17 protein-coding genes are annotated in these 13,602 nt (G+C 53.3%); all 17 read left to right on the forward strand.

What is annotated here, in order from left to right; all coding sequences use genetic code 11:
* Nucleotides 1-68 precede the first annotated feature (68 nt).
* The 17 genes from AC1Q6D_RS25080 to AC1Q6D_RS25160 all read left to right on the forward strand — a co-directional run bounded on the left by AC1Q6D_RS25080 (nt 69) and on the right by AC1Q6D_RS25160 (nt 13,503).
* Nucleotides 69-491, forward strand: coding sequence for a hypothetical protein (locus AC1Q6D_RS25080; RefSeq protein ID WP_103403681.1), 423 nt, complete (start codon nt 69-71; stop codon nt 489-491).
* A 148-nt stretch (nt 492-639) separates the two neighbouring features.
* The gene (locus AC1Q6D_RS25085) at nt 640-1,470 is read left to right on the forward strand and encodes a hypothetical protein (RefSeq protein ID WP_103403680.1); all 831 of its coding nucleotides are present in this window, start codon (nt 640-642) and stop codon (nt 1,468-1,470) included.
* Between the two features lie 196 nt (nt 1,471-1,666).
* The gene (locus tag AC1Q6D_RS25090) at nt 1,667-2,593 is read left to right on the forward strand and encodes a hypothetical protein (RefSeq protein ID WP_103403679.1); all 927 of its coding nucleotides are present in this window, start codon (nt 1,667-1,669) and stop codon (nt 2,591-2,593) included.
* 104 nt (nt 2,594-2,697) lie between these two features.
* Nucleotides 2,698-3,135 (forward strand): hypothetical protein, encoded by a 438-nt coding sequence (locus tag AC1Q6D_RS25095; RefSeq protein WP_050682312.1) that lies wholly within the window; start codon nt 2,698-2,700, stop codon nt 3,133-3,135.
* Nucleotides 3,136-3,623: 488 nt separating this feature from the next.
* The gene (locus AC1Q6D_RS25100) at nt 3,624-4,097 is read left to right on the forward strand and encodes a hypothetical protein (RefSeq protein ID WP_146041461.1); all 474 of its coding nucleotides are present in this window, start codon (nt 3,624-3,626) and stop codon (nt 4,095-4,097) included.
* Nucleotides 4,098-4,161: 64 nt separating this feature from the next.
* Entirely contained in the window at nt 4,162-4,809 is a 648-nt protein-coding gene (locus AC1Q6D_RS25105; RefSeq protein ID WP_103403677.1) for a hypothetical protein, read from the forward strand.
* A 374-nt stretch (nt 4,810-5,183) separates the two neighbouring features.
* Entirely contained in the window at nt 5,184-5,684 is a 501-nt protein-coding gene (locus AC1Q6D_RS25110; RefSeq protein ID WP_103403676.1) for a hypothetical protein, read from the forward strand.
* Nucleotides 5,685-5,852: 168 nt separating this feature from the next.
* Nucleotides 5,853-6,530 carry a hypothetical protein gene (locus AC1Q6D_RS25115; protein ID WP_146041460.1) on the forward strand — a complete coding sequence of 226 codons (678 nt, stop codon included), beginning with the start codon at nt 5,853-5,855 and terminating at the stop codon, nt 6,528-6,530.
* A 57-nt stretch (nt 6,531-6,587) separates the two neighbouring features.
* Complete coding sequence (locus AC1Q6D_RS25120; RefSeq protein ID WP_146041459.1) at nt 6,588-7,139, forward strand: hypothetical protein; 552 nt, start codon at nt 6,588-6,590, stop codon at nt 7,137-7,139.
* Nucleotides 7,140-7,344: 205 nt separating this feature from the next.
* Nucleotides 7,345-8,895, forward strand: a complete 1,551-nt coding sequence (locus AC1Q6D_RS25125) for a DNA cytosine methyltransferase (RefSeq protein ID WP_103403673.1) — start codon at nt 7,345-7,347, stop codon at nt 8,893-8,895.
* A gap of 792 nt (nt 8,896-9,687) precedes the next feature.
* A complete protein-coding gene (locus AC1Q6D_RS25130; protein WP_103403671.1) occupies nt 9,688-10,176 on the forward strand; it encodes a JAB domain-containing protein in 489 nt (162 codons plus the stop codon).
* A 66-nt stretch (nt 10,177-10,242) separates the two neighbouring features.
* Nucleotides 10,243-11,127, forward strand: coding sequence for a DNA adenine modification methylase (locus AC1Q6D_RS25135; protein ID WP_103403670.1), 885 nt, complete (start codon nt 10,243-10,245; stop codon nt 11,125-11,127).
* 194 nt (nt 11,128-11,321) lie between these two features.
* Nucleotides 11,322-11,576, forward strand: a complete 255-nt coding sequence (locus tag AC1Q6D_RS25140; protein WP_103403669.1) for a hypothetical protein — start codon at nt 11,322-11,324, stop codon at nt 11,574-11,576.
* A 66-nt stretch (nt 11,577-11,642) separates the two neighbouring features.
* Complete coding sequence (locus AC1Q6D_RS25145; protein ID WP_492618486.1) at nt 11,643-11,783, forward strand: hypothetical protein; 141 nt, start codon at nt 11,643-11,645, stop codon at nt 11,781-11,783.
* A gap of 217 nt (nt 11,784-12,000) precedes the next feature.
* Nucleotides 12,001-12,624, forward strand: a complete 624-nt coding sequence (locus tag AC1Q6D_RS25150) for a hypothetical protein (RefSeq protein WP_103403668.1) — start codon at nt 12,001-12,003, stop codon at nt 12,622-12,624.
* Between the two features lie 207 nt (nt 12,625-12,831).
* Complete coding sequence (locus tag AC1Q6D_RS25155; RefSeq protein ID WP_050682300.1) at nt 12,832-13,122, forward strand: hypothetical protein; 291 nt, start codon at nt 12,832-12,834, stop codon at nt 13,120-13,122.
* Nucleotides 13,123-13,359: 237 nt separating this feature from the next.
* The gene (locus tag AC1Q6D_RS25160) at nt 13,360-13,503 is read left to right on the forward strand and encodes a hypothetical protein (protein ID WP_155943744.1); all 144 of its coding nucleotides are present in this window, start codon (nt 13,360-13,362) and stop codon (nt 13,501-13,503) included.
* Nucleotides 13,504-13,602 lie beyond the last annotated feature (99 nt).

Consider the following 13,602-nt stretch of genomic DNA (forward strand, 5'->3'; position numbering starts at 1 on the left):
ATTCAACCCAAAGGGGGTATTTCACCCCCTTTGGGGTGGCGTACCTCCTCCTAACCGGAGGTATACCAATGCAATTAGCCATGTTGTTCGGAGAGCAGTCTCAGTCCGAACTCCCCGACAGCCTCGTGAAGAAAGTTCGTCGCGCACGTCGCCAGCAAGGGGCCAGTGCGGTAGACGTTCAGCAGTTCTCAATCTTTGACCTTCTGGCGCTGCCTGAGGAGGAGTTGGGACCGGTTGAATGGACGGATGACGATATCGATGTGCTCAGGGAAAAACTGTTGTTTGAGGCGTGCAGTATCTTTCTGGACAAGCGCGCAGCACTCGGCACTCGGAAAGATCGTTGGGCATGGATCATGAGCGATGTGATTTCACCATTCTCGTTCAAGGTCTGCATCAGCGCTGCTGGTGTCGACTGCGACAAGTTCCGTGAAAGTCTGGTTGATCTTTGCCGCCGGGAAGGGGTGATTAATCAACTGCAAATCGCAGCATAACGAACACCTCCTCCAGGAATGGGGGAGGGCATTTGGAAGCAAATACTCAGGCCATTTGGCCTGTGGTACCTGTTGATCAACGACTACTAAACCGCTGGGGCGGTACCTCCCCAACGGGTGGTGCTTCCCCTGAAATATTGGAGGCACCATGCGCTATAACACACAACCTAAACTCGAGTTTCCATCGGTGGAACTGTTCCCTTACCGGGCGTCGGGGCATCTCCGTTCACGAGATGAGTACCAACAATTGGCGGCAACCTTGCAGCAATTTGAGCAGGGGCGCCGGGGCGAGTTTCTCGAACGGCTGAAACAGTTCAAGGCGGTAGGAGAGGAGTCCATACGATCTTTTCCAGCATCGCTGGTTGAGCAACTTTGCAACTACGAGATGCCGCCGGCGCCACGCGTTCTGGTGCACTCGCCTGGAGCGTATGTGACGCATGCAAGCCATCACGTGGTTGATGATGCGCCGTTGGCCTCCATCGATGATTACGCGGGCTACGGCGAACACTCTGGGGGCATTCCTGAGCACCTGTTAGAGCCTGGTCATTTGGAACCACCTTTTGAGGAGGTTCCGCCTGGTGACTACAGTGATACGCCTATGGGCGCTATTACTGACCACGTTTTGCCGGCGGATGTACTGGCCGACGACAACCAGGTTGATTGGTCAGGCGCTAAGGAGGGGGTCGTTTCCCAATATGGTCACTACCACTACAAGTTCGACAAGAACGAGTCCATGTCGTACTTGGTTCGTCTTGGCCGAAATGAGTACGTCTGGGGCATTGACCTGGAGCGTGTGGTGAACCTACAGAGCATTCGGAGGGGCGATCATGTCCAGCTGAAATGCATCGGTAAGCAACCCGTCGAGGTTGAGGCGCGTGTCAAACAACCCGATGAAACGTACAAGATCGAAACACGGATCGTGCAACGTAACACCTGGGTAGCACGCGTTATTGCTCGTGGGCCTGCACAAGCGAAATAGTAACTAAGCTCGATCAGGGTCGCCGTAATGGCGGCCCTGGCTGAGTCTTCAAACCAAAGGGATTGTGCCCTCTCGTTTGAAGATTCTTTGTGCCGGAATGATCTGGCGCACTGAAGCTGAATAATCAGCACTCAACACCCTGTGGGGTTTCATACCCCACTCCGGGGTATGGCTTCACTTCCAATCGGAGATATCCATGCCCAACTTTAAAATGCTGCAGTCGGTTTTTACAAAGGCTGCTGCCTTGGGAGTTCTGATTCCCAATGAACTGAAAAATTTGCCCGACGTCCTCAATGAATTCGTCACTGTTGCTGACGGTCTCGTCACTTCAGCTGACAACACAGGTTGCTGTGATGAGCTGACGGTTGTTGACGCTGTGAAGGTGGCAGCGCTTTCAAAGGTGGTGAATTCATTTCGTGATCAAATCTGCGAGCTCAATCAGCCGTCGATTGAAGTTTCCCTTTCGATCTTCGATCGCCATGGTGAGCCCTATGCAAGTCGTGTGGTGAATCTGGCTGCTGCAGGCGTTTCAGATGTTGTTGACCATGCCGCGCAGGCAGTGCTTTTGCACCGTGCAGGCAAGAACATGGGCTCTGTAATGGATGAGCTTGAATCGGCCTTGGTCGTCTACGACGTGATTCCAGATGAGGGTGATTGGCCCCTATCCGGCAGCACTGCCAACGTGAGGATCGACCTTGAGTCGATTGATATCGCGACAGGGCCTGTCTATGGCGGGGCTACTGCCGCGAGCGGTAAGCGTGCCTTGGTGGATCGAAGCATGCTCCGCGGTGCACCTGTACACCACATGTATGTTGCCTACCCGGGTGGTGGCAAGTTCGGCATTCCGCCGGAAGCTACCCGTGATGGCGCTGAGCGTTTGATACGTGAACTGGGCATGGTTCCAATGAACCTGGTCGTGGAAACACAGGAGCTGGGACCCGACAAACTACCAGAGGTCAGTCTGACGGTTAGTTTGCCGGGGAACGCGGTTCTGATCGGGGACATCAGCGATGTAGTGATATACGCCGCCGAGCATTGGGATCTGCGATTCCGATCGCTGCACCCAGCGGAGCAGAGTGAAGTCGTGGATCGCATGGTCCGCACGGTGTGTGCTGACCGCTAGGGTCATGTTCGCAGCGTTACACGCAGCTCCATAGACGTTTTAACAAACCCTTGCGGGGTGCAGTCCCGCTTGGGGCTGGCCCTGCTAATTCCAGGAGTCAGAAAATGAAATTGAAAATCACCGATAGCTCTCAGATTAAGTTTGCCCAGCGTCTTAGATTCAACGGCGTATGGGTGCACGACGTCTGGGTCGACGGTCAGTATTTCCAGATTGAAATTGGCGACGATTCATTCAAGGGCCGGCGAGAGCTCTTCAGCGGGATGTCCGATGTTGAGTTTGAGCGGGATGTTGTTGATCGTATCAACACCGTCACCATGATGGATCGCTCAGCTCCTCCTGAGCCATTGGTGACTGCGTTCAATCAATGGCGCAAGGAACTGCACGATGAGCGCGTTGAGCGCCTACGTAGCCAGCCAGAGCGCTACGGCACTATCAGCGAGGATGATCCTTTCATACAACCATATCCGGATGTGGTCGCTGCTCGTTACGAGCCGGGTCAGGGTTGGGTGAAAACAGCCGCAGTGTCGCTGTCTGCAGCCTGATCTCAAGCCTAATTCAATCTCACAACCTTCAAGTGCATCACGCATGTGGTGCACCTCAAGGCATAGGAGTGCCTATGAAATCTGGAACCAACTCGACTCACCCGATCAAGTTTGTGGGGCAGCTTTCAGTCTTCGAGAGCCCTCATTCGGACAATGTACTGCTCGTCGATCGTGCAGAGTACAACCGATATAACCGACTGGTTTGGGTGGCTCTGCTTCCAGAAGATCCAGTTGCGCTGGAGGCAATTTCTCTTCACCGAGCTACGAAACCCTAGCGCCAACCTTTCCGCATCAACCATCCTTGGTCATGCCAAGGATGGGCTTTTCCAGATCACATCCAACAGGACTACCTGTCGAATGTGATTTCCCAATCCAGCATGTGCTGGAGCGGAAAACCAGCTGCATTCGCAGCATAGGCTTCGGCCTTTCATAACCCGTGCGGGCACCGTCCCCGTTTGGGGATGGGTCTGTACTCTCGGAGATGACCCATGACTTTAATTTGCAATCACGGTACGCAGCCTTCCCGGGCACGTGTCTCCTGGCGCCTGTCTTATCAAGGTAAGCATGAATACGACTGCTCATTCTTGGGCAGTGAGTTTCGCGTATCAGTCCGGGTTGCCAGAGAGCGCTATCCGGTTTTCTGCAACATGAGTGAGGTCGAGTTTGAGCGGTGGGAAAACGGTCAATCCGGCTATGTGACCCACAGTGATCCTTCAAAACTCACGGCTGAGTTCGTGGCCACGTTCAATCGATTGCGCTTCGAGGAATGGCAACAGCAGGTGCAAATCATGCTGAGGCAACCCGAGAAGTACGCTGACTACACACCCAAGCATTTCCCTGTGTACGTCGGTGCATCCTACGACAAGTCAGAAGGCTGGGTTCGGATGCATGATTTCGAGGAAATTCGGGCTCTGGCCGGGATTCCCGAGCACATCGCAGTCGACCCAACGGTTCTTCACTAAAACCCTCCGCCGGGCCATTGTCCCCGCGGTGGGGCATGGTCCGGCTCCAACCTGGAGATACACCATGAATGCCAACCAAGCTCTGATCGTTGTTCAACGCCTGCTCTTCAATGCAGGGTCTCGGTTGAAGCTACGATTGGTTTCACATGTAGGGGCGGATTACTGGAGTTTTTCTGTTGTTGGCCGCGGCCGAATGGGCAAGAAAGTCATTGTGCCTTTCATCCAGGTAACCGACGGCTTCAGAATTCTGGGGATCCTGGACCAGACGGGCCGAAACGCTCATTGGCTTTTCAACGGCCAGGCTGGAACCGGTTGCCGTCAGATTGCCCACTACGGGGATCAAGGGCGCACGGTTGTCTATCACTCGAAGCAACATTTGACCGAGTGGTATGGCAGGAGTGTAGGCAGCGCCGATCTTTCTTCCGCATGCAAGCAGATCATTGCCTGTGCCCCGGATCAAGAGACGCTGGTCCTTCGTGATCTTGAGTACGAACGTGACGACCAGCGAATTGAGTTGCCGTCCACGTGCCAGGCTGACGTCGTGCAGCGATGCATGGATGGGGAAATTGTTCCTGTCCAGGTCGAGCACTACGAAAGGTTGATTAAGGAGTTCGGCGTCGCAGTGCGTTTTGGCAGCGGTGAATACTGTGGCCAACTGATGTCGATCGATACATCCAAGGTACTACTTGCCGGTCAATTTATGGCCGCGTGAGGTCCGGTCCTCCTTGTGATAGGGAGCGTTGGAACAACCTGTGAAATCATGGAGTCGGGGCGCTAAAACGCCCCGGTTGCATGCTGCGCTTTGCCCAGGCAAAATCCAGTTCAGTTACCCAGTTGCTTGTGCAACTAGGTAAAAATGAAGCTGGTATCCCAGCATTTCTCTCAACTCCGGCGGTACTCGTTCGCTAGGAGTCAAAAGCTCGTTACCCATGGTGCGAACTCGATGATTTTCAGCCAGCTGACTTTTGCGTTCGTGGTCGAGAACACCTCGTCGCGGTTGAACATCAGCAGCTGACCATTCAAAAACTCAACCTGCGGGGGTGTGTTCCCTGCGGGAGCATGGTCCCGCTCAATCTGGAGATGACCATGAATTGTAAAACCATCCAGAAATACATTTTCATCTTTGTCAGCAGCTATCGTGGGACGCATTCCTATGAAGCCAAGTTGATCGAGAACGGAATTGTTGGCCAGACATTACGGCTCTCATGCCGAGTAGCAACTGATTCGTACGAACAGCCTTGCACGCTTTCTCGTGAGGAGTGGGTAAAACAGGTCAACGGAAAAGTTGGGATGGTTAGCACCTACCCATCAGAAATGCTGACCGATGAGCTCGTGGCTACCTTTAACCGATGGTTGTTTGATGAGTGGGAGCGAGACGTAGCCAAGATCATCGGCAGCCCTGAGGTTTACGGCACTGATGTTCCGAGCCTCTGTCCTGTCTTTGTGGGCGGGAGGTACGACGCTGCAACTGGGTGGTGCGCCCTGCAGGCGTTCGATGATTTGGTGAAGCTTGCCGGCCTGCCGGTAGAGCGCTGCTGGAATCCTCGACTTCAAGGCGTAACCCGGGAAATGGTGACTGTCGCCTAATAACTGGTTTTTTTACGAAGGCCCAGGCCTTTAGAAAAGAATCTTTCCATTCTTCGAAGGCCTTGAGGTCTTCGAGAAAACAAGCTGGTCACGCCAGCACAACTCAACCCATAGCGGGGCTTCATGACCCCGCATTGGGGTCATGGCTTCGCATTTAACCGGAGCTCCATGATGAAAGTTTTTGCATACGTTCAAGCCGTTGAAAATGAACTCTATAACGTTTTCGTAACGAATAAGGTTCACTCCAATGAGCGTTGGCTGACTGCCGTTGCGCCAAACACCAAAAACCTGTTCGAAGGTTTCAGGCTGGCATTAGATAAGTTCGAGGCAGGCCAACGCGAGTTTGTGAACCTGGACAGCATCCACGTCACGCAATTAGGTGAGGTGGTCGATGACGATGTTGCCATTGGTCAACACCGTATGTTCCTTGTGACGGCTGATGAGCTCTATTGGCTGGCCAACAAAAATGGACAACTTGCGACATTGAGTGACCTTGAGTCCACTCTGCAGTCCTACCTCGGGACTGCTACTTGTGTCCTAAGCACGGTCAGCGATGAACACATCGCCGCCGTGGTCACCAACTACTCGCCGATTGAACATCTGCGACCTCAGGTTTTGGTGCTCATGAACGACGGAAACCCGGTTGGAGTTCAACTTTTCGGGCTGCCGCCGTCAACGGTGATCTCCGTCCTGGATGTGATCCACCCAGATAGCGTTCATTGCTACAGAGACGAATACCTCGGTGATCTTGTCTATGAACACGGCGACGTCAAAAAGAAGGTTCGGAATGTCACCCCAGTGGTGCAGCGCCTGAACAGCTTTTCGCAGCTTGCCAAATTGATCTAACCCACTCGGGGCCATGTCCCGATGGGGCGTGCCCCGTACCTCATCCTGGAGTACGACATGACTAATAAATCCAAGCTTCTCGTCAACCTTGATTGTATGTTCATTGGAAGTCACTCAGAGGTGGTTTTGGTTCCGGCCGATCTCACCCCCACAGACTTGCGTGACATCGAGACCTTGCGGTTCGGAACGGTAAACGTCGGTGACTATGTCATCGATACCCAGAACGGATCCCAATACAACTCACACACCGAATGGGTCGGCGACGATGAAAAGCACACGCTTGAAATCGTGAGAGATACCAACGGGCGATTGAAAATACTTAAGCAGGAGACTGTTGTTTCTGAACCGGCCATGGCGCCGTCTGCCAGCGACGGTCTTTTGTTCATTCAACAAAATGAAGACTTGCACACCATCATTGCAGCTCTGCGGTACTGGCAGCAGATGGGTATGTGTGACCCCTTCAAACGGTCGGATGAAATGCATTCATTGTGTACAAACAACGATGAGCTTGAGTCGTACTGTGACGACGACGTCGACGACCTGGTCATGAGACTTAACGTCGAGATGAACCCCAAGGATTTCTTGGAGGACATTAAGGCAATCGTTTGATTGTGAGGTGCTGGCCCATATGGGTCGGCCATCCTCAGAATGCTTTTGAGTGACACTGTTCAAGACTCAGTCACAAGCATTCTTTGGCCTCTCATGTGAGTAGCCAAGATACCCAGCTGGTGGTCACCAGCACTCAAACTTAAAACCCACCTGGGGGCATTCATCCCCAGTGGGGGTGGTGCTTCCAATCACTTGGAGTTCCACCATGACTACAGTAATCAACACAACGATTGGCGAGGCAAAGGGCGGTGTAGCGCGACTCTGGCTTGAAGGCCAGAAACTCGTTCATGCCGGCGTAAAGGTTGGTGCTAAGTACCTGCTTCGAAGCAATGAAGCATCCAAGCGCCTCGAGTTGGTACCGGTCTCCGGCGAGACAATGGAAGCGGGTTCCTTCACTGTTTCTAAACGTGAACGCAACGGTGTCGTCACGCCTCTGTTGGAGGTGCGCACCGATTTGCTAAAGAAGTTCTTTGAAGGCTGCGAGAAGGTTCGTGTTGCCATTCGAAGTGGTCGCATTGTCGTAACTGCTCTGCAGATCGACCTCAAGATCAAGGAGCGTGTAGAGCGTATTAAACGCAAGCTCACTGAGAAGGTGGCGCTGGCGAAGGGCTCGCTTTATCACGGGAGCGGCATCATTGATAAAGCGCTGCACTCAGGCCTGTTGGTCGCGGGTGTTGCGTCTTTCATACAAGTCGGCGTTGAGGTCGATTCAAATTACCTGGATGCGTCGCTACGTAACAATCCAGAGCTTTGGACCGAAGAATCTATCGCGATCAATACTGACATTCGTGACCTCACCTTGTCGGGCGACGTGCCGCAATTAGATTGCGTGGTCGCCGGGATCCCCTGCACCGGGGCCAGCCGCTCAGGCCGCTCGAAGAACAAGATACAGAACGCGGAGGAGCATTCCTCGGCAGGTACCTTGTTCATCGACTTTCTGGACTTCGTAAAGGCCTCTAACCCTGCGATCTGCATCATCGAAAACGTGCCTGAATACTTGGACTCGGTATCAATGACCGTCATTCGCAGTGTCCTGACTTCGTTGGGATATGTGTTGCATGAAACGGTGTTCAGGGGGGCTGATTTCGGAGTGCTAGAAGACCGGAAGCGGATGGTGGTTGTTGCGATAACAAAAGGCTTGGGGGAGGGCTTTACCTTTCCGACGCCCACTGACGTTAAGCCAGTAAAAGTCGGCGATATCCTCGAGGAAATACCTGATGACTCACCCCGGTGGAAAAGCTACGAGTATCTCGCGGCAAAAGAGGAGCGAGATATTGCGGCTGGCAAGGGTTTCAAGCGTCAGTTAGTCACAGCCGACAGCACCTCGGTTGGGACTGTCGGGCGTGGCTATTTCAAAGGACGGAGTACAGAGCCATTTCTGCAGCATCCTGACCCGTCCAAGTCAGAGCTCAGCAGGTTGTTCACCGCTACCGAGCACGCACGTTTGAAAGGGATTCCGCCATCTATGGTGGAAGGGTTGTCAGAAACGACTGCCCATGAAGTTCTCGGACAGTCGGTCGTTTATCCCGTGTTTCAGGCGGTTGGTTGGGCGCTGGGTATGGCATTGACCAATCAGGTCATCAATCCTGTTTACACAGCTCTCCAGGAGGAGGGGATCGACAGCTACTGCATGCAGATCTGTGGGGGCGGAATCTGTGGAATCGGCCCGGTATGTCATATGGGAATCGATGCCACAACCCACCTTCCACCGAAGTACATCAGTGGTCAGCAGACCGAGCTTGCGATGTTGGTGTAGGCAAGGTGTCCAAAACTTTCCTCAGGGGGCGACATGCCTCTTGGGGACGGCGTACGGCACTAAGGCAATGCTTGGCCGTTTCAGTGTGGGTGGTTAACGCTGATGCGAGATCGTAAGTCTCGCTTGAACGGATATCGCTGTAATTATTTATCAACCCTGGCGGGCAGGTTCCCCGTCAGGGGCACGTGTTCGCCTCGATCGGAGGTGCCATGTGATGAATGTAATTTGCCAGGCAGCGCGGATGATGGGTAGTCGTAAAATCGTGCGAAAGGGGACTGCGAAGACCTCTGAATGCACGATTTTTCTGTGGGAGCTCGATGATGGAAATTCACTTGAGCTTCTGCGCAATGAGGCACCCACGGCGACTGCGCACTTTGTCAGTGTCAGGGAGAGGACGGAAAGGTTTAACGACCTGCTTCAGTACTACGAACGGCACGCCAAAGTTTTCAGCCCAGACCGCTATTTGGCGGCCTAAGACAGCGACTCTTCGATCGTCCCAAAACTGGGGCGGTCGAAGTTCTCGCGCTACCAGGTTGGAAAAATTTGTCGTATATTCACCGTGCATCTCCACCGGATGCTCCGTCATGCAGCTGACCCTTCAGCACCTCTTTTTGACTCCCTCCCGTTTCTCGACTGCTTTCCCAAGCTAAGTTTGCGAAAGCAATTGATTCTTCGCCCCCTGATGTCAGGTGGTGAGATGCCCAGCTGGTGGTTTACCAGCAATCACAATCCCTAAAGGGGCTTCATGCCCCTGCTGGGGTGAGAGCCTCCTCAATCTCTGGAGGCACCACCATGTTTATCGAAACATCCGATAACTCAAACGTTTTTCAATTGCTCGGTGAGACCGTCACGGCCGATGAAATCATCGAGGCCGCGAACGAAATCATCAACAAGCGATTTGCAAAGGGTGCTCGCTTTGATAGTCCGGATCGTGCTCGGCACTTCTTCAAATTCAAGCTGGGCGAGAAAGACCGGGAGGTGTTTGGCGTGGCCTACCTAGATGCCCAGCATCGGCTTATCGCGTTTGAGGAGCTATTCGCCGGCGGCCATCAGCATGTAAGTGTCCATCCTGGCGTGGTTGCCAAGCGCGCACTGCAGCACAATGCGCCAAAGGTGATTCTGGCGCATAACCACCCCAGTGGTGATTGCAGCCCATCGCCTGAGGACCTCTCCATGACGGCATCTCTGAAGCAGGCTTTGATGCTTGTGGAGGTGACGCTCATAGACCACATTATCGTTGGCAAGCAGTGCTACAGCCTGTGCGACAACGGTCAGATCTGAATTCTACCCCTCGGGCGTATCACATCCCGGTAGGGTTGTGGTGCGCCACCTCATCGGAGACGTACCATGAAATTTAATTCCTCAGTTGTTAGCTATCCGGACCGTGGTCATTGGGGGGATAGCCGCTACCGCGGTAACTGCACAGGCGCGATCGTACGGGATTTCTTTGGGACGTATCACACCCGAAAGGATGGTCTTGCGTTTGACCCCAGTATCGGTGGCGGAACCTCTGTCGACGTCGCAAACGAGCTCGGTATCCGGTTCAAGGGTACCGACCTGCACCAAGGCACAAACCTGTTGCTGGACGACATGCGGGCCTACCTTGGAGAAGAGGCCCACACCTGTTGGTGGCATGCACCCTATGCTTCAATGCTGGTCTACAGCGGGGAGGTCTGGGGGGAGCCAAACAAATGGGACATGAGCCGAATGGCACTGGCCGAGTTCACGGAGGCGCTCGAGCTTTCCATCATGAACATTCATGACGCCGTCGAAAAAAACGGTCACTACGGAATCCTCATGGGCAATCTCCGTCGGCAAGGTCAGTACTTTAATTTGTCATCGCTCGTCGAACGGGTGGCACCGGGTCGGCTTGTTGATGAAATTATCAAGATCCAGCACAACTGCGTTTCTGATCGTCGGGAGTATCGAGGCAATATCGTCAAAATTGCCCACGAGAAGCTGTTGATTTTCAAGAAGAACAAGGACTCTCTGTTCTTTCTTGCGCAGGTCGACAAGCGTGCTGCGTCATGGGTTGGCACCACTTGGCGGGCCGCGATACGTCGCATCCTTCAAGGTGGCAAGGTCCTCCATCTCAAAGAGATAAACCAGCTGATCGCGCCGTACGCAGGTTCACGGTCAAATCAGCACTGGGAGGCAAAAGTTCGTCAGGTAGTCCAGGACGCGCGCTTTTTTGAGCGTGTTTCGCCTGGTACCTACCGGCTGGCTGCCTGATTCGTCTCGCACCGCCCTGGGAAGTCCTGGGGCGGTGTAGAGACCGCTTTGGCAAGAGCATTGCTCAAGCGGTTTCACTCGAACCAATGTTGGTTCGATTTGAAAGCAGCTGCACTACTGCAGCATTAAAACCAAACCGGCGGGGTTTAGCTCCCTGTCGGGGGTTAGCTCCGCCTCAACCCGGAGTTAAACCTATGAAAAAAAATCTTGGCATCATTGGTGAGTTCCTTGGCCACTTGGTCATGGGAGTCATTTTCTTTTCCCTGCTCGTGCTCGCGAGCCTTTTGATCTCGACGCTTACCAGTTGGGTGGGGGGCTTCGAAGTCGGTAAGGACCTGGTCCCTGTTCTGAAACTCTTGGAACATGTGATCTTGTACAGCGACTGCGTGTTCTTGGGCTGGTGGACGATCTATTCGACCTACCACGCCAGCAAGGCTCTTCTGGCCTGAACCGTTACTAACGGGGCGGCCTGGGGCATGCCCTTATGCAAACAGGAAAAACTATTGGAGATGGCTATGAATGCCTTCATTCGTGGCTTCAAGCGCGGTGTACAAGAAACCCTTCAAGGCTTTTGGGCACCCGCAGTAGCGTTATGGGATTTGCTAAGTACCACTACGGATAAAATTACCGGCGATGTAACGAAGCAAGATCGGTAGCCTTCCTGTTCCATGTAGCGACCATCCAGCATCAGCTGGTGGCCGCGGCCTCTCACTTTGCGGTGAGGGCCAGATCACCACTCAGGGTTAAGCCCTGGGTGGTTGATTCCATGCCTGAGTTGAATGGCTTAGGCCTTCAGCAATCATTACAAAATCTAACCCCGCCGGGTACATGACCCCGCGCTGGGGACATGCCCGGTTCCTTTTGGAGCAGGACATGAAAAATCAAACCACCCTGATCGGAAACGAGCGATTGGACCTACTCAAGGTCGCTGTTAACGCAGGTTTGACGTTCGCTGATTGCCAAAACCATTTTGGTGTTGATTCAAGCACAAACCCTTTCGCAAAAGCTGCGCAAGCAATGTATGCAGAGGGGAGTGACAACAACATCGAGATCGGCGAGAGAGTCGTCATCAGCCGCTGCGAGTATGGAGCCTTTGTAGAGGCTCGTGTCTTTATCCGGGACTTTCAGGCTGGGTTGCCCGACATTGTCGAGTTGATAGACGGGCTGGTGCGACACTTTCACACCAAATTTGGACCTGAGCTCTCACAGAGTTGCCCTGTTCTACACGGCAAGGTTGCGATGCTCGAAGACTTGTTTACCAATCACGGTGATGAGCTCGAATCGCTTTCCGGCAAGGCTCCTGAGTCCATCCCCAAAGCAAGGTTCGTGTTCGCCGGAATTGTTGAAGAGAACTACACCTCAGAGATCATTCTTAACCTTGTTCGAATGGGCGAAAACTCTGGCTTTGATCTCGACCAGTGCGAAGCAATTCGCAACTGGCTCGAACACAATGCCAGGCTTCTGGACGCTCAACTGAGAACTGTCCAGATGACATAGAAATCACTTCCGTTGGCTCACCGCCTGCAGGGTGTCCGAAGAAGTGTTTGTTCACGATGACCGTAATGGAATTCGTGTTCGCGCTGAGTCCATTTAGGACGATGCAGTAAAGGTGCAGCTGATCCCTTAATTTCAGCAATCCAGCAACCGCGGGGAGCTTCTATCCCTGCGGGGTAGGGCCTCCCGCACATTAAAGGAGTGTCCCTCATGGAGAACCAAAAAAGCTCTCCGCATCAAAAACCTTGGTATGCACCGTTGGTGCATTTCCTAGCTCACACGGTTGTGGGTTCCGGCATTTTTATAATAATTGCCACGCCTTCCGTATTTCTCGGATGGCTAGTCCACAAGCTTCGTGAGTATCACGTCGCTGAGTTCACGCTCAGCGTTCTTACGTTCCTCGAGCACGCGATCCTGGTGGTCGATGCGCTTACCTTTCTGTCGTTCCTGGGCTTTACGTCCTGGGCTGCGGTCAAGGAGATGAGACAAAATGGCCATTAATAGCGGTAATAAAAGGACCCTGGTTGAGCACTGCTTATCTGAGTTTATTAAGGCAGCTCAGCAGGCCCCCGCCATCTATTTTGCTCCCGTTCGTGGGGCGATTTCGGGTGTCATCTGTCAGTGGCGAAAGCTGCAGGCTCGTGACTCCGATGGTGGGACCCCAAAAGCGGCCTAATTCGCTTTGAACAGAGACCGATCAAGGTATATGCTGAATTCATGTAACGCGAGGAGCTGACCATGATTCGCAAACACCTTGTGGGTTTCATCAAAGGTTTCAAAGCTGAGTTCGTTGTTGCCGCGAAAGCTGCGCCGGCGATCTTTTTCGCTCCTCTCGTTGGAGCGATTAAGGAAGTCAGGAACCAAGCGAATAAAGGTCTTTAACTGCTGTCCTCGCCCCTCTCACGCACCTATACCCTAAAAATACATAGGATGTGGGTAAGTGACCGCAAGGAGTTGTCTAAATTGAATTTTTAGACCAAT

Source organism: Pseudomonas sp. MT92, from assembly GCF_058792515.1.